At 56.2% G+C, this 23,168-nt stretch carries 13 protein-coding genes and 1 pseudogene; 11 read left to right on the forward strand and 3 right to left on the reverse strand.

Annotated features, from left to right (window positions below):
* Positions 1-68 precede the first annotated feature (68 nt).
* Complete coding sequence (locus tag HFP54_RS14060) at positions 69-551, forward strand: MarR family winged helix-turn-helix transcriptional regulator (protein ID WP_168565599.1); 483 nt, start codon at positions 69-71, stop codon at positions 549-551.
* A gap of 41 nt (positions 552-592) precedes the next feature.
* On the opposite strand, the gene queD is transcribed toward HFP54_RS14060, so the two are convergent.
* Positions 593-1,024, reverse strand: coding sequence for a 6-carboxytetrahydropterin synthase QueD (gene queD / locus HFP54_RS14065; RefSeq protein WP_146413583.1), 432 nt, complete (start codon positions 1,022-1,024; stop codon positions 593-595).
* 352 nt (positions 1,025-1,376) lie between these two features.
* Here queD and scpB point away from each other — a divergent pair, with 352 nt between their 5' ends.
* Positions 1,377-2,252, forward strand: coding sequence for an SMC-Scp complex subunit ScpB (gene scpB, locus HFP54_RS14070; RefSeq protein WP_168565600.1), 876 nt, complete (start codon positions 1,377-1,379; stop codon positions 2,250-2,252).
* 50 nt (positions 2,253-2,302) lie between these two features.
* Here the strand turns inward: scpB and HFP54_RS14075 are convergent, their stop codons facing one another.
* Positions 2,303-8,086 (reverse strand): PAS domain-containing protein, encoded by a 5,784-nt coding sequence (locus HFP54_RS14075; protein WP_168565601.1) that lies wholly within the window; start codon positions 8,084-8,086, stop codon positions 2,303-2,305.
* A 638-nt stretch (positions 8,087-8,724) separates the two neighbouring features.
* On the opposite strand from HFP54_RS14075, the gene HFP54_RS14080 reads away from it, so the two are divergent.
* From HFP54_RS14080 to HFP54_RS14090, 3 genes are all read left to right on the forward strand, one after another.
* Positions 8,725-10,284, forward strand: a complete 1,560-nt coding sequence (locus tag HFP54_RS14080) for a glycoside hydrolase family protein (protein WP_168565602.1) — start codon at positions 8,725-8,727, stop codon at positions 10,282-10,284.
* A gap of 229 nt (positions 10,285-10,513) precedes the next feature.
* Positions 10,514-10,909: a TM2 domain-containing protein gene (locus tag HFP54_RS14085; protein ID WP_390657384.1), complete on the forward strand. Its 396-nt coding sequence runs from the start codon at positions 10,514-10,516 to the stop codon at positions 10,907-10,909.
* A gap of 168 nt (positions 10,910-11,077) precedes the next feature.
* A complete protein-coding gene (locus tag HFP54_RS14090; RefSeq protein WP_168565603.1) occupies positions 11,078-13,108 on the forward strand; it encodes an alpha/beta hydrolase in 2,031 nt (676 codons plus the stop codon).
* An 89-nt stretch (positions 13,109-13,197) separates the two neighbouring features.
* Here the strand turns inward: HFP54_RS14090 and HFP54_RS14095 are convergent, their stop codons facing one another.
* A complete protein-coding gene (locus HFP54_RS14095) occupies positions 13,198-14,040 on the reverse strand; it encodes a substrate-binding domain-containing protein (protein ID WP_231604679.1) in 843 nt (280 codons plus the stop codon).
* Between HFP54_RS14095 and HFP54_RS26195 the strand changes: the two genes are divergently transcribed.
* The 6 genes and pseudogenes from HFP54_RS26195 to HFP54_RS14120 form a co-directional block, all read left to right on the forward strand.
* On the forward strand, positions 13,930-14,259 hold the full coding sequence (locus HFP54_RS26195) for a hypothetical protein (protein WP_231604687.1): 330 nt from the start codon (positions 13,930-13,932) through the stop codon (positions 14,257-14,259). The two genes, HFP54_RS14095 and HFP54_RS26195, sit on opposite strands and share 111 nt — an antisense overlap.
* Before the next feature lie 536 nt (positions 14,260-14,795).
* Positions 14,796-16,370: an SLC5 family protein gene (locus HFP54_RS14100; RefSeq protein WP_168565605.1), complete on the forward strand. Its 1,575-nt coding sequence runs from the start codon at positions 14,796-14,798 to the stop codon at positions 16,368-16,370.
* Between the two features lie 86 nt (positions 16,371-16,456).
* Positions 16,457-19,861 carry a DUF5107 domain-containing protein gene (locus HFP54_RS14105; RefSeq protein WP_168565606.1) on the forward strand — a complete coding sequence of 1,135 codons (3,405 nt, stop codon included), beginning with the start codon at positions 16,457-16,459 and terminating at the stop codon, positions 19,859-19,861.
* Positions 19,862-19,866: 5 nt separating this feature from the next.
* Positions 19,867-21,249 carry a sulfatase family protein gene (locus HFP54_RS14110; RefSeq protein WP_168565607.1) on the forward strand — a complete coding sequence of 461 codons (1,383 nt, stop codon included), beginning with the start codon at positions 19,867-19,869 and terminating at the stop codon, positions 21,247-21,249.
* 27 nt (positions 21,250-21,276) lie between these two features.
* Positions 21,277-22,710: a sulfatase family protein gene (locus HFP54_RS14115; RefSeq protein ID WP_168565608.1), complete on the forward strand. Its 1,434-nt coding sequence runs from the start codon at positions 21,277-21,279 to the stop codon at positions 22,708-22,710.
* Positions 22,711-22,762: 52 nt separating this feature from the next.
* Positions 22,763-23,168 (forward strand): annotated as a pseudogene (locus tag HFP54_RS14120) (glycoside hydrolase family 2); the annotation flags it as partial.

Genomic DNA, 23,168 nt, shown 5'->3' on the forward strand with positions numbered 1-23,168 from the left:
TGACCGGAAAATAGTTGTCGTATCAACCATTTGCCGGTACTGTATTTTCACTCAGGGGAGACGACAAGATGAAAGCCGGCGGACTACAGCGTGAATTAAAGCGAAAGACTCCGTTTGATTCTGCGCAACAAGAGGCCAATCTGAATGTCATTCGGACGGCCGACCAGATGATCAATCGTTGTGGCAAATTCTTTCGCGATTACGGTTTGACGACGTCGCAGTACAACGTGCTTCGGATTTTGCGGAACGAAGGCGCCGCACTGCCGTCGCTGGAAATCGGGCAGCGAATGGTCCAAACCGTTCCGGCGATCACAGGTTTGATCGATCGGTTGGAAAAGCAAGATTTGGTCGTTCGTCGCCGCTGTGATCAGGACCGACGGGTGGTCTATGTCCAGATCACCGCGGCCGGCAAGCGGTTGCTACGAAAGATCGATGCGCCGCTGATCGACTTGCATCACCAAATCAGTGGTACTCTGACGAAGGCCGAACTCAAGGAAGTCAGCCGTTTGATGGAAAAGGTTCGCGCCGCCCTGGATGCATCCGACCAGTGATCGGTGAAAAAACCGGTGCCACGTGAGTGAGAAGCCTTTGTTCAGTCGTCCAAAGTGACCTCGGCACAGGTTTCTTCGCTTTCCCAAAGTCGCACCATGTAGGCCGACGCGCCGGTACCGTCCAGGATCTTGGGGCAAACCTGTTCCAACAAGTACTTGGCCATGTTTTCCGCGGTCGGGTTGTACGGCAATTCGTAGATCCGGTGCGGCTTGGACGATCGAATCGCCTGCAATGCGTTCTCGTCTTGGTCCCACAACACGAACGCGTGATCCCAGTTGTCGTCCAACCAGCCCTTGCAGACATTCTTGAGCGCCTTGAAATCCATGATCCGGCCGACCGAATCCTGTTCTTCGCCTGTCAAATGAAATTCGACCACGTAGTTGTGGCCGTGCAAATTTTGGCATTTGCCTTCGTGCCCCAGCAATCGGTGTCCGGCACAAAAGGTGAATCGTCGGCTGATGCGGATCGCCACGGGCTTGAATCAGGGGTAAGAGTGGAATCGGGAATCGTTCCAACGCGAATTGCGGAACGTGGAAAACTGTAGAAAATCATGTCACCCCGACGGCCGGTTCGTCGAGTGGGGTGGACGCCGGTCCGTACACCTTGGTCAAAGGCCTAGCAATGCTGTGGGCCGGGCGGGGGTAACGTTGGTACCATAGCCGGCGGTCAAAACCGTCCGGGATCGATAACACCGAGACGCTCACTTTGGTTGTCGCGGTGGGTGTTTGGGCATGCGTGGCCGTCTCGACGGAACATTCGATCGATGAATCCGACGTGTCGTCCGGCCCGGCGGCGTGTTTCAACCCTTTTGCGAAGCAAGACGCATGACGGACCCCAAGGATGGTCGCGACGACGAACTGGACTCCGAATTGTCGGCCTCGGCGTCGCCCGAGGCGGATGAGGAATCCGCCGATCCCGTCAACGACTTGGCTTCGCAAGACGACGCTGGCGATGCCGACGATGACCTGGAGGAAGAGTTTTCGCTAGAAGATTTGGGGGCCGCCTACGCCAAAGCGGCGGCGGCACACGACCCCGACGCCTTCGTCGATCCGGAAACGCTGGAACTCGAATCCGACGATGGCGCGATCGATGGGGATGAAGCTGAAACCAGCGAGGAAGAATCGGGGCCTGCCGATTCCGCTGGCGATTCGGATGACTTCGCAGACCCGGTCACGCCGGAATCCATCGTCGAAGCCGTCTTGTTTGTCGGGCACCCCAAGAACGAACCGGTCACGTTGGAGCGGATCGCGTCGTTGATGCGTGACTTTACCCCAGACGAAGTTCGTGAGGTGATCGACCGGTTGAACCAGTCGTACCGTGATGCGGGTCAGGCGTTGCGGGTCGTTCCCGATCAGCATGGATTCAAGCTGACGATTGCACCGGAGGTGGAAACGGTTCGCCGATCATTCCTGGGTAAAGTTCGCGAGGCGCGATTGAATCAAGCGATGATCGAGGTGTTGGCGTTGGTCGCCTATCAACCGGGAATTTCCGTCCACAAGGTCAACGACCAAAGGGGCAAAGATTCCGGCGCGCTGCTGAATCAACTGGTCCGTCGACGGTTGCTGGAATTGACACGAGCCCGGGACGAGGAAACCGGAAAGATGACCAATTTCTACCAGCCGACCGAGCGGATGATGGTGCTGTTCGGATTGGAAAGCCTGGAAGACCTGCCGCACGTCGAAGAAGGCTTCGCCAGCTGATCAGGAGTATTCGTTAGGCCCAGACGCATGCGGCTGCTAACGCCGTAGGCTCATTCGGCGGCATTGTCTCGGGGCGTCGGTCCGGTGAACTTTGCCACGGTACGCAGCAGCGCTTGTGCGTCGATCGGTTTGCTTAAATAGTCATCGCACCCGAATTGCAACGACTTTCGCATGTCACCCTGCATTGCGTCGGCGGTCAGTGCGATGATGGGCCGATCGAATCCCATTTCCCGCAACCGTCGTGCGGTTTGATATCCGTCCAGACGCGGCATCTGCATGTCCAACAAGATCAAATCGGGCAGCGGCCCCTGTTCCATCAACGATTCGACCAATTCCACAGCCTCCTGGCCGTCTTCGGCTTCGCGGACGGTTGCGCCGCACCGAGTCAGCAAATGCCGGCTGAGGTATCGAATGTCGCGACGATCGTCGACGACCAAGACATAGCAATCCAATTCTGGCGGCGCGTCGTCCTTTTCTTCCAACACCGCTTGTTGGGCGACGTCGCGACCATCGATCCACGAGACATCGTCGACGTCGCCGATCGCAACGGTGCACACAAACGTGCTGCCTTTTTCGATCTCCGAATCGACTTCGATCGTGCCGCCCAGGATCCCGGCCAATCGGCGGCTGATGGTCAGTCCCAGTCCGGTCCCACCGAATTGGCGATTGACCGACGCGTCGCCTTGAGTAAACGGCCGAAACAGTTTCTGAAGCTGTTCATCGGACATCCCGATTCCCGAATCCTCGATTTCGATCTGCAGCAGATCTTCGTCGGATTCGTCGTGCCTGACGGCGATTTCGACGCCGCCTTCTTGAGTGAACTTGATCGCGTTGCCGACCAGATTGATCAGCACTTGTTTCAATCGCCTTGGATCCGATTCGATCTTCTCGGGAACTTTGCCGTCATAGCGGACGTCCAGCGACAGCCCTTTTTCTTTGGCGCGAACGTTCATGATCGAACGCACGTCTTCGATCAAATGCACGACGGAGAACCTCTCACGGCTGACTTCCATCTTGCCGGCTTCGATCTTCGACAGGTCAAGAATGTCGTTGATGATGTCCAACAGAAAGTTGCCATTGCGAACAATCGTGCCCAGCAATTCATCCAGTTCATCGCTATCGGATTGCTGGCGTGCCAGGTCGGCGTAACCCAAGATCGCCGTCATGGGAGTGCGGATCTCGTGGCTCATGTTGGCAATGAATTCGCTCTTGGCGGCGTTGGCCTGTTCGGCCATGCGACGTGCGTCGTGCAGCGACGTTTCGTACTCATGACGTTCGGTCACGTCGCTGCCGTTAAGCACGACAAACAAGACTTCGCCTTCTTCGTCCAACGCGGGCGTCAAAACCAGGTCGATGTAATGCGGTCGACCGTTTCGATCGAACAGCCGAAATTCCTGGTGAAAGGTTTGTCCGCCCAACACGCTGTGGAATTCTTGACGCAACTGTCGGTGGACTTCGACTTGCTGAGACCACCAGGGCAGGTTCCACAATCGTTTTCCGACGACTTCGTCTTTCCCAAATCCGTAACGTGTCAGTGTCGCATCGTTGATGTCGGTCAGCGTGCCGTCGGTGCTGACGATCCCGGTAAAGAAGTACGATTGATCAAACAGTACTCGCAGTTTCGCGTTGGCTTCTCTTAGCACCTGTTCGGCACGGTAGCGCGCGCTGATGTCCACACCGGACGGAATCACAAATTCGACGTCTCCCGCGGCATTGCGGACCGGGGCCAACATGAAGTCGATCATCAGTGGTTCGCCGCTGTGGTGGAACAGTCCGATATCGAAGCGTACCGTTTGCCCGGAAAGCGCCTGCGTGACGGCAAATTCGATCTTTTCGGCAACGTTGCGGTCGTAGTTCCACCAGGGTGACGAAGCGAACGGTTTGCCGATCACGTCATCACGTTGCAGACCGGCGATGGCCAATGAACGATCATCGACCTCCAATAAAATGCCTTGTGCGTCGATCACACCGACCAGTCCCAACTGGTTGTTGATGACACGACGCAAATGAGCTTCGCGATCGATCAGTTGGGCTTCGGCGTGTGCACGTTCCAGTCGCAAACACAATCGGTTGCAAGTTTCTTGCAACAAGGCCGTTTCGTAGGCGGTCCATTGATGGGGCGTCTGTTTGATCGCGGCGATGACGAACTTCAAACCGTTGTTATCGACATAGGACGAATCCACCAGCGATCGGATGTCCAGCGATTCAAAGTGTTCAACCAAGCGGGGGTCACGATCGCCGTCGCGGACGTCGTTCAGAACCACTTGTTCGCCATGACGCAATCGATCGCATTCATCCGGTGTGTGAAAGTCAGAGATGCGGTACTGGCCGACGGCAGATTCGTCGAACTCCGCCGGGTGCGTCTGGTGGTCGTGGATCACCGTGCTGATCAAAGCGTCCGGGTCCACTTCGGTCAATAAGCATCGTGACAGCCCGAGGTAATCCGCCAAGCGGGCGGTGGTTGCACGCATCAATTCGGCCGGATCTTGTAGACGATTGAATTCCAATTGCAGAGAAGCGTGAAACGCCAAGTCCAATTCGCGCTGTTTCCGGCTGCTAATGTCCGCTGCCACGCCCATCATCGCGCGGGGATTGCCTTCGGCGTCACGCATCACGACCGCTTGGCCGAACACCCAAACGTATCGTCCGTCACCGCGCAGCATACGGATTTCAACTTCGTACTGTTCCGCTGCACCCGACAATGCGGCTTCGATCCGATCGCGTGCCATTCCACGATCACTTGGATGAATCAAGTCGATGAAACCGTTCAGCGTTTCATCAAACTCGTTCTCGCGATATCGCAACGTGTCATACAGCGATCGAGACCACGTCACTCGATCGCTAGCGATGTCCCATTCCCAAGCTCCCAGATGGCCGGCCTGCAACGCCAGGTCCAGTTTCCGCTGACCTTCGGCAAGCGCCGATTCATTGCGTTTGCGTTCGGTGATGTCGGTAACGATGACGTGGCACCCGTCGACGACGCCGGAACTGTCTCGTTGCGGGACATAGTTGACTTGATAGAAATTGTCGCTGGTAAATCGATGGCCGGAAAACTGCAGGTCGACGGTGTGGGTTTCACCTGCCAAGCCGCGAAGCAGATGGGGGCGGACCGTTTCGTAGTTCTCCGGTCCCACCACGTCGACGACTTTTCGACCGATGATGGCCTGGCGATCTTGGCCGAACTGATTCGCATAGGCTTTGTTGACAAAGCGATAGCGTTCATCGTTGTCGACCAAAATGATCATCGGCGGGATCGCGTCGGTGATTGTCCGCAATTGGTTTTCACGTTCACGCAATTCCCGTTGACGCTCGTGTAATTCCGAAACGTCATGGAACGTGACCACAATGCCGGGCTTTCCGGTGGCCGCGGATTCGTGCAGCAACACGCGACGCACAAACCACCGGCCGTTGTCGGCTTCGATCAAATCATCGGTGGGTGGCTTTCCGACTAAAGATCCGACATCCGGAATGTCCGGCATCTGTTGGACTTTGGCCCGGAAACCCAACAGCGAACGCCCGACGTCGCTGGGCAGCAGATCGTAAATCTCCTTGGCCGCTTCGGTATAACTGCGGATGACAAAGTCACCATCCAAAAAGATCGCGGCGATTTGCGAACTGGCCAAAAGTGCCTGTAGGTCGTTCTTTGCAGTGGCCAGTTGTTGCAGCGTGGTTTCAACTTCTTCCTTCGAAGCTTCCAGTTCTTCGTTCGCCGCCTGCATTTCCTCGTTCAGCGAGCGTAGTTCTTCATTGGACGCCGTCAGGTCTTCGTTGGATGATTCCAATTGTTGGACGGTCAATTCCAGTTCCGAACGCGTGCGGTCGACTTCCTGTTCCAACTGTTCGACCAAGGCATGCGAATCATCGTCGCGCGATGGATGTTCGCTGATCAGCGGCCCCATGTCTTCGAAGACCACCATGTACAGATGATCGTCGTCGCCGGGCGATGGCATGGGCTGGACCGTCAGACGAACCGCACGAATTCCGTCGGTTTGACGGATCCGCAGATCCTGGCGTACGACCTTGTCCTTTCGCTCGGACGCTTCACGAAACGCGGTCCGCAATCCGTTTCGCAATCCCGTCCGGACCAGCTTGATCGCGTCGTTGCGAAACGGCCCGCTTGGGATCTCCAAATACGGATCCAGTTTCGATGAACCGGCGACCATCTGGCCATCGCCGTTGATGACGATCCAGCGCGGCGAAAATTCGTCGATGATGATGCGTTGGGCGAAACGATCGATTTCCGAATCGGATGCCGGCTGATGATTGTTGTCGGAAATGGCGTTGGACGATGGACTGTGGGACATGAATCGGGGCATCGGATCAGCCGAAGCCGGGCGACGTTGGGAGATTCGCTGACGCTGATCTACGACGCGAAAAAGTTCTTGATGATTGCCCAGACTTTCGCTGGTGCCCAGCAACAAGAAACCTTTGGGACGCAAAGCGAAATGGAACAGCGGGATGACCTTTTGCTGCAGATGCGGACCGAAATAGATCAGCACGTTACGGCACGAGATCAAGTCAATTCGCGAAAACGGTGGGTCTGCAATCAAGTCGTGATAGGTGAAGACGCACAGGTCACGCAACAGTTTGTTGACTTCGTAATGATCAGACTTTTTCGTGAAGTACCGTTGCAGCAGCGGACCGGGGACTTCCGAAGCGATCGACAGCGGATAGTGTCCCTGACGTGCCACCGCCAGTGATTTGCGGTCAATGTCCGTTGCAAAGACCTGGATTTCAAAATCCAGCTGGTGACGTCGACGATGTTCGGCCAAGACGATGGCAATGGAGTAGGCTTCTTGACCACTGGCGCAACCCGGCACCCAAACGCGCAACGTATCGTCGCCCAAAGTTTCGACCAGTGCCGGAGTGACTTCGTCACGCAGCACGTTGAACACGTCGGGATCGCGAAAGAAGGACGTCACGTTGACCAGCAATTCGCGAAACAAGTGGTCGGTTTCGTCTCGATCCGACTGTACCAAGTCCAAATAGGCTTCCGCGTTTGCGACCTTGCGGACTTGCATGCGACGCGCGATCCGTCGCATCACGGTGGATTGTTTGTAGTGCCGAAAATCGTGGTCCGTCTGCTTGCGCAAAATTTCGCACAGGTCATCGATGACTTGGCGAATGTCGCGGGCCACGACCGCACTCAATCCGTCGCTTGAGTCCACGTCTTCGGCATCGCTGTCGCGAAAAGAGTCGGCCGCCGGACGACAGACCGCCGACGGAACTTCCTTGGCGGGGATAACTTCGCAAGGTTGGAACCGATCCAAGACCCGCTGTACTTTGTCGGCGATCGCCGCGGACTCAGGCGATTCGACCATCGTCGTGTGCCCGGAATCCGCCCACTGTGCCAATGCATCAACACCGTCGTTGCCACGCCCGGATAGCAAAACGCCGACCAGTGGCCCTTTCCACATGCATTGCACGGCGGCAAACGATTGGTTGATCGGATCGTCACATGGGTCGCCGGGAACCAAGGCGACGCATTGGTCATTTGCGCGGTCGTCGGAACCCACCGGGTCGACCGATCGCAACGCCTGCAGACGCAGTGGACACCCCGGCGGCGACAAATAGACCGTGCCGGGGCGAACCAAGGTTTCGCCGTCGATCAACGCCACAGGAATCGGACAGACGGCTTGCAATGCGGCGACGTCCCAAGGAACGGCGGTGGTTCCGCCGTTCATCACCACCAAAAAAGTATCGCGGCACTGCACATCCACCGCCGCCAACATCTCTTTTAACGAATCAACCGAGCCTTCCGCCGCGCCGATGGCGACCAGAGTTCCGTCGGCCGATCGGCGAAGCGGGATTGCAGTTTCGTCGGCTTTGGTCATGGAAGGATGATCGATCCGATCGATGAAAGGTGGTGAAAAGGCGATGGTGTGCGAGTCGAAAAATCAGCGATCTGGGCAAAAGTCTGTTCGCGGGATCCCCTGCGATGCCGCAAAGGCGGTGTTCGAGTTCGCGGTTGGCATTTCAGGTTGCAATTCCAGATCGTTACCAGATTAGTGCCTTGAATCGTTTGGCGACCGGTACGATCCGGAAACTTCGACCTGGTGCTTTGTTGACCGTGCGTGTTGGGTCAAGTGGGGCGGTTACGACCCAAGTTGGCGGTGACCGCGATCGCGAACCGGATGCCAAACGCAGGCAAAACCACGCGTGTTCCGGTGCGGATCTGTCGACCAGCATTGCCCAACGATTTGACGTCTTGCGGACCGCTTAGTGTATCGGTGGCGGTCGGGAATCGAAGGGTGAAAAGCGATCAAACACGATCGCCACATTTGCAGCCAACTTGGTCGTTCAGCGGCCAGTCGGCATCGCGAACCTCAGAATCGGTTCGCCTTCTCGAGAGCGGGCAACGCGGTCCGATCCGGCTTGTCCAAAAACTAGTCTGGTTGGGGGCAAACGCGTTATCCGCGATGATTCAAAAAACCACAGCCTTCACTGCCTGATACGAATTGCCCACTGATCGATGTACTCGGAATCTGCTGGAACCCGCAAAACACTTGGTGATGTCGATGTTCTTTACCACGACGGTATTTATCACCTGTTTCATTTGGTGCTTCCCAACCACGACTTTATCGCTCACGCGGTCAGCAATAATTGTCTGCAATGGCGACGCGTCGAAAATGCGTTGTTCCTGGGCGACCCGGGCGGTTGGGACGATTCGATGTTGTGGACGATTCACGTCACACCCGATCCGCACAAACCGGGTTCGTGGCGGATGTTCTACACCGGTCTGTCACGACGCGATCAGGGATCCAAGCAACGCATCGGGATGGCCGTCAGTGATGATTTGTATCACTGGACCAAGGCGCCGGTGAATTGGAAAGATCGTCGCAGCCCCCTGCCGTATGAATTGCCGGGCCGTCCACCCCAGCCACCGTTTTCCTACAATCCGGACAGTTGTTTCCCGCTGGACCCCGACCCGCAGTATTACGAAAGCGATGTTTGCGAAGGCCGTCACTGGATTTCATGGCGGGATCCGTTCTTTTATCAAGACGACGAACACCGATGGTTGTTGGCCGCCGGCCGAATCAAAGATGGACCGGTGGTCCGCCGCGGTTGCGTGGCGCGGATGGAAGAGGTCGCACCGAATCAATTTGAGGCTCGACCGCCGCTGTACCATCCGGGGCTGTACGACGACGTCGAAGTTCCGAATTTGATCAAAATCGACGGCGAATACTACCTAATCGGCAGCCTTCGCGAAGACGCCAAAATTCGATACTGGCACACGCGCGACGTCGACGCACCATGGCGCAGCTATGCCGATAACGTCTTGTTGGCCTCGGGAAATTATGCCGGACGCGTCTGTGCCGACGATGAAGGCTATTTGTTATTCAGCTTCTTTACGCCCGGCGGCGTGGACCGGGTGACGTTCAACTTGATGCCGCCGCCGAAGCGGTTGGTGCGGCGTTCGACCGGGCATTTGGAAGTTCGGTCCTTTGAACGCTTTGACGAATTCGTTGACGGCACGATCGATACAACACAGCTGCAGCCACTGGATTTGGGGCGTGAATCGAACGTCGAATGTCGCCAGTCCGGTGGGCTGATGTGCGAATGCTTGTCAGGCTTTCAAGGTTTTGTCTTGCCGCAAAACGTCAGCTGCTTCCGTTTGGATGCGGAACTGGAAATGCTGGACAGCGGAAAGTGCGGGATCCTGTTTCGAATTGATCGAGACACCCGCGACGGATACTACTTGTCGTTAGATCTGTTCAAAGGCGTCGCCCAGTTTCGATCGTGGGGGAGCAACGGCGAAGGCAGCGGCGAGGAGATGATGCGTTTCGATTCGCTGCAAAGCGGGTACTGGCAAAACGAAACGCCGGGCAAAGCAAAGGTGCGGCTGTTGGCCTTTGGCAGCTATTTGGAGTTCAGCATCGGCGACAAAGTCATTCTGTCGTTGGCCGACAAGGCGTTTTCGAAGGGTGCCGCCGGCTTCTATATCGAAAGTGGACAATTGTTGGTCGACCATCTGCACGTGGACAAACTAACGCCACCGCTGCAGACCGATGAACATCTGGCCAACGGTTAGCAACACCGGGTGGCCGCGTCGCCGATCAGCCTGAAATCCGGGCGGCAGATCGTTCGTGACTGCAATTTTGGCATCGGCGCGCCGCGTGCACCAAGGTCGTGACACGTCTGACGAATGACGACGTGAAGCAATTGATTTGTCCACACCGAAGGTCTGGCCATCCGCCATGAGCACTGCAACGTCCACCCCGCAACACCAGTACCATCACGAGTACCCGACTGGTGGCCTGATGCCGCCCACCGAAACGCATTCGATCGTGATCGGGTACGTCGTTTGGCTGTTCGGCTTTTTTGGTGCCCACCGTTTTTACTATGGCAAACAGATCTCCGGCACGATCTGGTTCTTCACGCTGGGATTGTGTGGAATCGGCTGGCTGATCGATCTGTTGTTGATTCCTGGGATGGACCGTCGCGCAACAATGCGATTCGCGACCGGACCGTTTGACTACACGGTTGCGTGGATTCTGCTGACCTTCTTGGGGGTGTTCGGCGTCCACCGTTTCTATCTGGGCAAATGGGTCACGGGTGCCATCTATCTGTTGACCGGTGGCTTGCTGGGAATCGGTTGGCTGTACGACCTGTGGACATTGAACGAACAAGTCGATTCGGCGAACCGACGCTTTTGACACGGACGCCGGTGTTGTGGATGGGCCACTGATTGGATCGGCCACCGTGCTGATGGGCCACCTTTGGGCGCGGCTGTTTTACAATGGTCAAACGATGGGACCTGACGAACGTCTGAGCTTCCCATTCCCGCCAGCCTGTCCCGCCCTCGCATCAATTGGCACCGCCCAATGTCGTCGACGCTTCGTTTGTTTGTTGCGCACTTTGTGCTGCTGTCGTTTTTCTTTTCAGCGGGAATCTGCGATGCCGCGGATGATCCGGCGGGATCGTCGGATCAGACCGAATCATCTCGCGGGGATGACTTGGTACACCAGTACTTCGCCGAACAGACCAGGCAGATCCGTGATCGATGTTTGTCCGATGTCCAAGCGCTGGACGATTGGACTCAGCATCGTGAACTCTATCGGTCACAATTGCTGGACATGCTGGGGCTGAATCCCATGCCGCCCCGTGGCGATCTTCAAACCACGGTGACGGGCCAGGTTCAGCGCGAAGGCGTCGTGGTTGAAAAGATTCATTTCCAGTCTTTGCCAGGACTATATGTCACCGGAAACCTCTACCGTCCGGCCAAAGTGGACGAACCCCTGCCCGCCATTTTGTACGTGTGTGGCCACGGAAAAGTCGTCGAAGACGGTGTCAGCTATGGCAACAAGGTTCACTACCAACATCACGGTGCTTGGTTCGCACGCAACGGCTATGTGTGCCTGGTCATCGATACGATTCAGTTGGGCGAAATCGAAGGCACCCATCATGGCACGTATCGCAAGGGTATGTGGTGGTGGAACAATCGCGGGTACACGCCCGCCGGCGTCGAAGCTTGGAACTGTCTGCGCGCGATCGACTTGCTGCAATCACGCGACGACGTGGACTCCGAACGTATCGGCGTGACCGGGCGCAGCGGCGGTGGCGTTTACTCGTGGTGGTCCGCGGCGATCGACCCACGTATCAAGGTCGCAGTCCCCGTCGCCGGTATCACGAACATGAAGAATCACGTGGTGGACGGTTGTGTCAGCGGCCACTGTGACTGCATGTACATGGTCAACACACACCGTTGGGATTTCGCCAAGGTCGCGGCGTTGGTGGCTCCGCGGCCGCTGTTGATCTCCAATACCGATCGCGACAGTATCTTTCCGCTCGACGGCGTCGTCGATTTGCATTCTCAGGTCAGGCAGATCTACGCGTTGTACGACGCCGAACCGAATCTGGGTTTGCAAATCACATCGGGGCCGCACCAGGACACTCAAGAATTACGTGTCCACGCGTTTCGCTGGTTCAACAAGTATTTACGCGATGATGAATCGTTGATCGAATCGGTTGCCCGTCCATTGTTCACGCCCCAGGAATTGAAAGTCTTCGATCGTCTTCCAGGTGATCAACGAGTGACGACGATCCATGAGACCTTTGTCCCACCGGCGTCCGCGGACCAGACCATTGATGGTCCCGATGATGTATCGAAAAAGGTTCGAAAGCTTCTTGAGCTGACCTTCGCGGGATGGCCGGACGATGGTGACAAACCCGCACCGCTTACGTCGCTGCGAACGGTTCAGCATTCTGGGGTCGAAGTCGACTTTCTGGAATATCACAGCCAGTCGCCGTATCGTTTGCCGATGGTCTTGGTACGTCCCACCGATCAGAATCGCGGGACCGAATCGTCGGTCGATGTTCACGTTTTGGATGAAGACGGCTGGCAAAGCACGTTCGGTGATTTCGACTGGTACCGGATCAACCAGACCACTGCCACCGACCTGGTCAAAGCACTTCCGGATGCTTGGGCCGATTCAAAGCAGTCAATACGGAAGCAGCCCACTCTGTTTGTGGCGCCGCGTGGCGTGGGGCCGACACAGTGGACACGTGACGAACGTCCGCGGACGCACATCCGTCGACGTTTCATGTTGCTGGGTCAGACCGCCGCGGGGATGCAAGTCTATGATGTGATTCGTGCACTCCGGTCCGTGCAAAACATGGACAGACTCTCGGCGTTGACGGGGCCCACCGTCGTTCACGGCCAAGGCGATGCCGCTTTCTGGGTGCTGTGGGCGTCTCTGTTTGTCGATGGCATCGACGAACTTCATCTCCGCGATTTGCCTTCATCCAATCGCCAGGCACCCGATCTATTGAACGTTAGCCGGGTCGTCCAATTGCCTCACGTGATCGATATGGCACGACAGCGAATCGGAAACGTGCACGTCAGCCGGCAATGAAATAAGCCACACCATCGGTCGTGAACGACGACCTGCGGTCAGCGCCGAAGCGGCCGACATCGTCGCCTTTCGCTGCACGAAAATAGCGTCTACTGAAACGATTCAGGTGATCTTAAATGACGCTTGCGATGCTCGCCTGGCGTGATGCCCGTCAAACGCTTGAATGCTGTCAGGAACTGAGGAGCCGACGCGTAACCGGTCATTTCCGCAACCGTCGCGAGCTTGTATTCGGTCAGCTCCAGCAGTTGCTTTGCCCGTTGAATTCGCACGCGATCAATTTCGCTCTTTGGGCTGCGTTGAAGGATACTAAGAAACCGGCGATCCAGCGTCGTGCGGCTGATCGCCAGCCATCGGGCAACGTCGCTAACGGAAATGCCCTCGCACGCATGATCACGAATGTGGCTTAGGGCGGCAGCAACGTCGGGGTCTTCAACGGCGACCACGTCGGAAGATCGCCGCACTTGAACGCCTTCAGGCGGTATCAACACTCGCTTCTCCGTAATCGGATTCCCGGAAAGCATCTGGTCCAGTCGCGATGCCCCCTCGTGACCGATTCTCCAAGTGTTGGGCATGATGCTGCTTAGCGGTGGAAACGACAGGTCACAAATCACTTCGTCGTTGTCAACTCCGAGTACCGCAACATCGTCGGGCACGCGAAGGCCAGTTCGTCCACATGCGGCAAGCACCTGGCGCGCGCGAACGTCGTTGCATGCGAACACCGCAACCGGTTTCGCGAGTTTGGAAATCCAACTGTCTAAACCGCGCTCGCCGAATTCGGCGTCAGTTTCTCGCGCCACCGTGTCGCCGAAATTGGGTGAGCGGTGGGATGGCATGAACTGCTCCGCACAAAGACCTCGGTCGGCAACATACTGTACAAAGGCATCACCACGCTGGTCAGAGAAGCCAACGCCCGGATACCCGCAGAACGCCAGGTGACGAAAGCCACGCTCGATGAAGTGATCGACTGCAAGCCGGGAACAAGACACCGGATCCGTATCCAGCGTTACTCCGGCACTTGGTCGATGAGCCCCACGAAGATCGACCGTCGGAACATTCAGGCGATTGATCGCCACTGCCATTTCGATCGTTTCACTTCGGGTGATGACTCCATCAGGAACGATCTTTTTCAAAAGAGCCGGCGGGCTTTCTGACAGGCTTCGCTCGACATGAATCACGTACCAGTGTGGATGGGCGCGAACGTAGGCCGCCACTCCGGCCAAGCATCCACGGCCGTAAGCCCTGGACGATTCGATCAGAAGGAGAATGCGTGCCAGCCGAGACATTCGTCGCCTGCCTGGAGAAAAGCCGTAATCTAGGAATGGCCTGAATCAGCCGGCGGCCACGGCGAAGCCCGACAATTTACGTCATCTGCCGATATCAGGCAAACATTCAACGCTTGGCGGGCTGACAAAAAAACGAAACGGATTGGAGATCGTAGGGAATGTCGGACGGTCTTTCGCCGGTGACAATGGGGCATTGAAGCGTTCGCCGGCTCAAGGCGAAATTCGCCAGAATGACCGAAAACGTTTCTGTCGCCGAGTGTTTCGTCCGTCTTCGTCAGAAGGCCGTGCGTTGCATCGACTGATGCCGCCGTTTGGACCGACGTGGTGACGACGATAGGTCGGTAAAAAGCTAGGGGGATGCACCTTCCGAGCGATGCCGGCCGCTCCCATGAGGCCTTCCCGATATGACTGGCATCGATGTTGTTTCTTTCGTCGCTTTTTTCCTTGTCGTCGTCGGAATCAGTCTTTGGAAGAGTCTTCGAGAGGGGGCGTCGCGAGACGAATCGGATTACTTCCTAGGTGGCCGGTCACTGTCTTGGCCGATCATTGGTATTTCGATTGTCGCTGCCAATATTTCATCCGAGCAGATGGTTGGAATGGCCGGCAGCGGTGCTGCCGAACAGGGACTTGCCGTGGCCGCCTGGCAATTGATGGGATCAGTGTTTATCTGCCTGGTTGCGATCACGTTGTTGCCTCGGTTTCTGCAGGCGGGGATCTACACGATGCCCGAGTTCTTAGAATATCGATACAACACGCTGGCCCGCAGCATCATGGCGATTGTGACGGTCGCCATTTACGTCGGTGTGCTGCTGACCGCGGTGCTTTACACGGGCGCAACGGCGCTGGAAGTGCTGCTGGGTGTGCCAATGTCCACAGGGGTTTGGATCATCGGTGCAATCGGGACCTTGTACGCGGCAACCGGAGGTCTGAAAGCGATTGCCTATGCCGATTTGATTCAGGGCAGCGCGCTGCTCATTGGTGGGTTGATCGTGTTTGTCCTCGGGCTTTCCGCCAGCGGCGGTTGGGCCGATTTCAGTGCTGCGAACTCGGACAAATTGAAGCTGCTGTTATTCAAAGGGCATCCCGGTTACGACCAATTGCCGTGGTACACCGTGTTCACCGGTATGTGGATCGTGATGATCTACTACTGCGGTTTGAATCAATTCATCGTGCAACGGAATCTCGCGGCAAAGACCCTGCGAGATGGTCAACTGGGAATGCTCTTTGCCGGTGCTTTGTGGTTGTTGATTCCTTTCGCAATCGTCATGCCGGGAATCATGGCAGGCAATCTTTATGCCGACGAATTGGCCGGAAAGTCGGATGCGGCGTATCCGACGTTGATCAAGAATTTGGTCGGGCCAGGGCTTCGAGGTTTCATCTTTGCCGCGATTGCCGGAGCGATCATCTCGACCTTGGCGTCGCTGTTGAACTCGGCGTCCACGATCGCGTCGATCGATATCTTTCAGCGACTCATTCGACCGCAGGCATCCGACAAAACAGTGGTGCGATTGGGGCGGATCCTGACCGTGACATTTGTCGTCATGGGTTGCTTCACGGCCCCGCTACTTACCGACGGCGTGTTCACTTTTATCCAGCAGTTCCAGGGATTCATTTGGCCGGGCGTGGTGGCTGCTTTTTTGGGAGCGTTTTTGTTGCCCAGGGCGCCCGCCGCCGCCGGTTCCGTTGCACTTCTGTTGGGCCCGGTGATGTACGCAATTTTACAGATTCTAAACAAGGAAGGACTGTTTGCGGATGTGCTGTCAGAGCGAGTTCTTCATCTGCATTTCTTGACTCAAGTTTTGGTTTGTTTCGCGATCATCTTTGCCACGATGTGGATCATGACATTCCTGCGGCCTAACCAAACACCCAAAAAACTTCCTGTTCGAGAAGACATCGAGCTGAAAACGGAACCGATCGTCCGGGTATGCGCCGCGATGGTTGTTACCAGCGTGGTTGTCATGTTTCTGATATTTCGATAACCGCGTGTTTGAAAACGATTTTCACCTTCTTCGGGAGCGCGGTTGCACGCCAGCCCTTTTCTCACCCTTTTCTCATGTGAAACGACATGAAAACTCAAGCAACCTTAGGATGTCAGGCCATTCCGACCTATCCGATCGGAGAACCTGAAAAGAATCCGCTGTTCTTTGAGAAACGGGTTTATCAGGGAAGCAGCGGCAAGGTCTACCCGGTGCCATTCGTTGACAAAGTCTTTGACCAACCGCAGGACGTGACGTACCAAATCGCTCGCCTGGAAAACGACTTTGTGCGGCTGGAAATGATGCCGGAAATCGGCGGACGGATTTGGCTGGGGCAGGACAAAACCAACAACGATTTCGATTTCTTTTATCGCCAAGACGTCGTCAAGCCGGCGCTGGTCGGTTTGGCCGGGCCATGGATTTCCGGTGGGGTGGAATTCAACTGGCCACAGCACCACCGGCCTGGAACATTCATGCCGGCTGACGTCCACATCGAGGAAGAGTCTGATGGTTCCCAAACGGTTTGGATGAGCGAGCACGATCCACTGAATCGTCTCAAAGGCATGCATGGGGTACGTCTGCGTCCGGATTCATCGCTGATCGAACTAAAGGGCAGATTGTACAACCGCACGCCGTTGACTCACACGTTCCTTTGGTGGGCGAACGTCGCCGCCCGAGTTCACGACCAGTACCAATCCTTCCTTCCGCCCGACGTTCATTACGTCGCTGACCACGCGGTACGAGCGATGTCCTCGTTCCCGGTGGCCAACACAGATTACTACGGCGTCGACTATCACAATCGCCCCGGTGCGAATGACCTGAGTTGGTACAAGAACATCCCGGTGCCGACCAGCTACATGATCTGCGAAACCGGACTGGATTTCTTTGGGGGCTACGACCACGCCGCCGGCGGCGGATTCGTCCACGTTGCCAATCGGCACATCGCCCCCGGCAAGAAACAGTGGACGTGGGGCAACGAGCGTTTTGGTTGGACTTGGGACCGCGAATTGACCGACCAAGGCGGTCCCTATGTCGAGTTGATGGCTGGTGTCTACACGGATAACCAGCCGGACTTCTCGTATTTGCTTCCCTACGAGACGAAAACGTTTTCCCAGTTCTGGTGGCCGATCCAGGACATTGGTCCGGTGCAGCAAGCCAACTGCGATGCGGCATTGGCCTTTCGTGTTCGCTCGGATCGCCAAATCGAATTGGGTGTTTGTGTTAGCAGCGCGTTTGAAGGTGAGTTGACGGTGCGCGAAGGCGACCGTGTGCTTGAGCAAACGCAAATCAACCTTCAACCGGGACAATCTTGGCAAAACTCAGAGTTGCAGTTCCAGGGCGATCAAGTAAGCAACCTGTTGGCAGAACTACGTTCGGCTGGGGGCGAGTTAGTGCTGGATCATCGACCGATTGATCCAGCGACTGTTCCAACTCGCAATCGGCAAGTCGCCACCGAACCGCCAGCCCCCGAGGACGTCGCATCGGTCGATGAGCTGTTCCATATTGGCAGTCACTTGGAACAGTACCGACACCCGACGCGTTCGCCCGGACCCTATTGGCAAGAAGGACTGCGACGCGATCCGGGCGATTATCGCTGTCACCTGGCACTGGGCAAACGACTGCTGCAACGTGGGCAGTACGAAGCCGCTGGTGAACACTTGCAGTCGGCGGTGGCTCGACTGACCAGTCTGCATCCGAATCCCGAGACGGGCGAGGCACACTATTTCCTCGGCCTGACCCTGCGGGCTTTGGGCAATGTCCAAGATGCTTACGCGGCGTTGTACAAGTCAACTTGGAACTACGAGTGGCGGTCGGCGGCCTATTATCAACTTGCCACGCTTGATTGCCTCCGAGCTGATTGGTCCTCCGCATGTGATCACCTCAATGCGTCCCTGGATACGAATCGGCAACACAACAAGGCCAGCTTGTTGCTGGCGCTTGCTCAGGCACAACTTGCTCAGCAACGTGGTGAGTCGTCCGATGCTGCTGAAACCCGCAAACAAGTGCAGCAGGTATTGTCGGTCGATCCGCTGGATCATTGGGCCTACCACCTGCTGACGGTATTCGCGGACAATTCTGGGTCGGCAGAAATCGAGCAGTTTCTGGCCAAAACCCGAAACGATGCGCAAACGATTCTTGATTTGGCATTCGATTACATCGAGTCGGGTTTCTACCAACATGCGATCGATTTGATTGAGCTGCATCACGCCAACGAAGTGACACCGGTTGCGGTTCCCAATCCGCTGGAACGTTCCGCGATGACGCATTATTTGCTGGCGTGGCTGAAACATCGCACGAATTCCTCAGATGCCGGCGAGGTGCTGAATCAGGCACGCGGCCAATCGGCGGACCATTGCTTCCCATCGCGTTTGGAAGAGATGGATGTGCTGCGATGGGCAATGGGGCAGCCCGGTTCAGATCCGCTTGCCGCCTACGCCCTTGGCAACCTGCTGCTGGACAAGCGTCGTCACCAAGATGCCATCGATGTTTGGCAAGTCGCGGCCAAGCAAGAGTCCACTGTTCCTCAGGTCTATCGAAACCTGGGCATCGCGATATGGAACCACTCAGGCGATGGCCAGCAGGCGGGCGCGTATTACCAGCGAGCGATGGATCTAGACCCGCAAGATGCTCGGTTGGTTAGTGAGTTCGATCAGTTGTCCAAGAAACGCAACATCGCGATCGAGGACCGACTGAGTTTCTTGCAATCCAATCGTGAGCTTGTTTTGCTGCGTGACGATGCGACGGTCGAACTTGCGGCGTTGTACAACGTGACCGGAAATGCAAAAGAATCGCTCGACTTGTTGCTCTCGCGCCGGTTCCATCCTTGGGAAGGCGGCGAAGGCGCGGTGCTGCGACAGTACACGTTGGCTCGATTGCTACTGGGCAAGGCCGACCTGGAAAACGGCGATGCTCAATCAGCCCATGACCACTTCACAAAGGCCATGGAAACGCCGGACTCGCTCGGCGAGGCTTACCATCCGCTGCAAGCTCAGTCCGACGTGAACTACTGGATCGGTCGCAGTCTGGCGGCGATGGGACGCCACGACGAATCGGTGAAACATTTTCAACTTTCGGCCGAAGAAGAAGGCGACTTTTCCGAGATGGCTGTGACTCAGTTCAGTCCGCTGACCTACTACCGCGGATTGTCAATGTGCGAACTGGGACGACGCGACGAAGCAGCGGCTTTGTTTGCCCAGTTGCTTCAGTTTGCGAATGAAAAAATTGGTGAACCAGCCAAGATCGATTACTTCGCAACCAGCCTGCCGAACCTATTGGTTTTCGATGAGGAACTACAGTGCCGCCGCGATGCGGAAAACCATTTCTTGGCGGCGCTCGCCTGCCATGGTCTTTGCCAATGCTCCGCTGACGAAGTCGAGACTTTGATGGCCAATGCCGAAACCCATCTGAAAAAGGTGTTGGAGTTCGACCGAAGTCATCAACAGGCCAATGAACTGGCAAAACAACTCGAATCGTATTCTTTGGAAAACGCTTAGTGTTTATGAATACCCGTAACCGCTGGAGCATGAAGCTTTGGAATTTTGGAATGATTGTCCTGTCATTGACTTGTCTGCAGATGACTTCCGAAGTCTCGGCTGATGACGGTGCAGCATCCAAGCGACCGAATATCATCTGGATCATGGCCGAAGACATCAGCACGGAACTGGCCTGTTATGGTCATCCTGCGGTCGATACGCCAAACCTGGATCGACTTGCGAAGCAGGGTACCAAATACGAAAACGCATTTTGCACAGCGCCTTCGTGTACACCCTCTCGCAACGCGATGATCACTGGGGTCTATCAAACGAGAACTGATACGCAGGATCAACGCCGGGGCGGCGTCGTTTTGCCCGATGCCATCAAGCCCATCCCCCATCTGTTACAAGACGTCGGATACTTCGCGGCCTTGGGTTGTGGTTACAACAAGAAAACCGATCTGAATTTCACAACCCAAAAGCCGCTGTTCGATGGCAAGGATTGGAAGGAACGAGAACCGGATCAACCGTTCTTTGCCCAAATCACGCTTTACAGTTCGCACCGCTTGGAACCCCATTGGTCAGGAGGCTGGGCGGGCATTCGCAAGCGTTCCACCGATCCCGTCGATGTTTCCAAAGTGGAGCTGCCACCGTACTTACCCGATACGCCGATCACGCGCCTGGATTGGGCAGAGTACTTGGATTCCATTGAACTGGTCGACTCGCAAGTTGGCGAGATTCTGCAGCGGTTAGAAGACGAAGGTATCGCGGACGATACCGTGGTGATTTTCTGCGGTGACAACGGTCGTTGTCATCTTCGCGGCAAGTGCTGGCTGTACGATGGCGGTTTGAAGGTTCCGCTAATCATTCGTTGGCCCGAGCCGCTGGCTGAGGAAAATGTTGCGGTCCAGGAAGATCTGGTCAGCATGATCGATGTATCGGCGACCGTGCTCTCCGTCGCGGGCGTCGAACTGCCCGAGGTGCTCGATGGTCGACCATTGATTGGTAGCCAAGCGAAGCAGCGGTCCGAAATCTTCGCAGCACGCGACCTGGTCGACGAGGTGATGGACCACATTCGTTGCGTTCGCACCAAGCAATACAAGTACATTCGCAACTACACGCCGGAAAACGGATACCGCGAGTGCAAGTACGTTTGCAACCATCGACCAATGTGGCCCGAGATCCAGCGGTTGGCATCCGAAGGCAAACTGACCGAAACACAGCAGCTGCTTCTGAAAGAACGCAAACCAGTCGAAGAACTTTACGATGTCGTCGCGGATCCACACGAGATCCACAATTTGGCCGGCAATGCAGACTACGCGGCAACGATAAAGGATTTGCGGGGTCGTCTGGATCAATGGTTAAAGGACACCGACGATCGTGGCTTGGCTGCGATGAAGCAGAGCTAGAAACGCAAGAGCTCTCCCAACGTCGTTTTGATTCTTGCCGACGACTTGGGTTACGGCGATGTTTCTTGCTACGGAGGCAAGGGAGTTCAAACACCGAATATCGATCGCTTGGCCGCGGAGGGAACTCGGTTCACCAACGGCTACTGCTCCGCATCGACGTGTACTCCCACTCGTTATTCATTGTTAACAGGCGTGTATGCTTTTCGGACGCCTGGCACTGGCATCGCTCCACCCAATCAACCGGCGTTGATTCCCGCTGGCACACCCACACTGGCATCGGTCATGCAAGATGCGGGTTACGCGACTGCCGTGATTGGGAAGTGGCATCTCGGGTTGGGCAAACCGGGAAAGGGCCCCGATTGGAATGGCAAGATCGCGCCGGGTCCGCTGGAAATTGGCTTTGATCACTGCCTGCTGCTGCCCACAACCAATGATCGCGTTCCTCAGGTTTACGTACGCGACCATCACGTCGACAACCTTAACCCCAGCGACCCACTATGGGTGGGAAACAAGAAACCCAGCGACGATCATCCGACCGTTGCCAACAACAAAGACAAGTTGCGGTTCCAATCCATGCGAGGCCATCGCGACACGTTTTACAACGGCGTCGGTCGGATCGGTTTTTACACCGGAGGCCACTCGGCGCGGTTTCGTGATGAAGACCTGGCCGATCGCTGGGTCGATGCGTCGAAACGCTGGATCAATGACCACAAAGACGAGCCGTTCTTTCTGTTTTTCAGCTCGCATGACATCCACGCACCGAGGATCACTCACGAGCGGTTTCAGGGAACAACGTCGCTGGGTCCGCGTGGTGACATGATTGCCGAACTGGACTGGAGCGTTGGTGAGCTGGTCGATCACGTCGACAAGCTCGGTTTGACGGAGCAGACGTTGTTTGTGTTCTGCAGCGACAACGGCCCGGTTCTGAACGACGACTACATCGACGGTTCGGTCAAAATGCTTGGCGACCATGATCCCAATGGTCCGTTCCGCGGTGGGAAGTACAACGTTTTTGAAGGCGGCACGCGAACGCCGTTCATCACTCGGATGCCGGGCACGGTTCCGGTCGGTGTCAACGATCAAATGGTTTGCACGATCGATTTAGCAGCCAGCATGGCGGCGATGTTGAACCAGTCGGGCGATACGTTCATCGACAGCGAGAATGTGATGGACGCGTTGCTGGGGAAACCCAATGCCAAGGGGCGCGATGCTCTGGTTCAACAAGCCAATGGCGGCTGGGGTGGATTCGCTTACCGCGAAGGTCGATGGAAAATAGCCCGCAATAAAGGTGGTGCCGCGTACAACGCGCACCTGCGACTGAAAAACTCTCTGGTACCAGAACTCGCGTTGTATGACCTTCAGGAAGATCCCGGCGAATCGAACGATTTGAGTGGGCAGAAGCCTGAACTGACCGAGCGGCTCAACGCACAAATGGAAGCCATCATGCAGCGCCGGCCGTAGCCAGCCTGAACCGATTCAGACGTGACCGACAACCTGTGTTTTTGAACGAACCATGAATCATCCCAATCGCATCCGAAATAGCTTTTCGTTATTCGCACTAGTAGCGTTTACTCTGGCTAGCACCTTGCAGGCCGCTTCGCTGAATCCAACAGGGTTGGACCTTTCGGGGCAGTGGAGCGTCAAGCTGGATCCGCACGATGTCGGTGAGTCGCAGGCCTGGTTTGATTCGGTTGCGGGGACACCGATCCAGTTGCCAGGTACCACCGGCGAGGCTTCGCTGGGCAAGCCGCTGGATTTGCAACCCGCACTGACCAGAGAGGTCTTTCACCACTTGCATCAGCGGTTCCAATACATCGGTGCAGCTTGGTACTCGCGCAGCTTTGACTTAGTCCCGTCATGGCAAGACCGTGAAATCGAACTGGTGTTGGAACGAGTGATCTGGGAGACCACGGTCTGGG

This window comes from Crateriforma spongiae, from assembly GCF_012290005.1.
GTDB lineage: Bacteria > Planctomycetota > Planctomycetia > Pirellulales > Pirellulaceae > Crateriforma > Crateriforma spongiae.

What these genes read in the sequence shown, in the direction of transcription:
- HFP54_RS14075 (WP_168565601.1), bottom strand. Translation starts at nt 8,086, where the DNA reads ATGACCAAAGCCGACGAAACTGCAATCCCGCTTCGCCGATCGGCCGAC.
- HFP54_RS14080 (WP_168565602.1), top strand. Translation starts at nt 8,725, where the DNA reads ATGTACTCGGAATCTGCTGGAACCCGCAAAACACTTGGTGATGTCGAT.
- HFP54_RS14110 (WP_168565607.1), top strand. Translation starts at nt 19,867, where the DNA reads ATGAATACCCGTAACCGCTGGAGCATGAAGCTTTGGAATTTTGGAATG.
- HFP54_RS14105 (WP_168565606.1), top strand. Translation starts at nt 16,457, where the DNA reads ATGAAAACTCAAGCAACCTTAGGATGTCAGGCCATTCCGACCTATCCG.
- HFP54_RS14085 (WP_390657384.1), top strand. Translation starts at nt 10,514, where the DNA reads ATGCCGCCCACCGAAACGCATTCGATCGTGATCGGGTACGTCGTTTGG.
- HFP54_RS14090 (WP_168565603.1), top strand. Translation starts at nt 11,078, where the DNA reads ATGTCGTCGACGCTTCGTTTGTTTGTTGCGCACTTTGTGCTGCTGTCG.
- HFP54_RS14100 (WP_168565605.1), top strand. Translation starts at nt 14,796, where the DNA reads ATGACTGGCATCGATGTTGTTTCTTTCGTCGCTTTTTTCCTTGTCGTC.
- HFP54_RS14060 (WP_168565599.1), top strand. Translation starts at nt 69, where the DNA reads ATGAAAGCCGGCGGACTACAGCGTGAATTAAAGCGAAAGACTCCGTTT.
- scpB (WP_168565600.1), top strand. Translation starts at nt 1,377, where the DNA reads ATGACGGACCCCAAGGATGGTCGCGACGACGAACTGGACTCCGAATTG.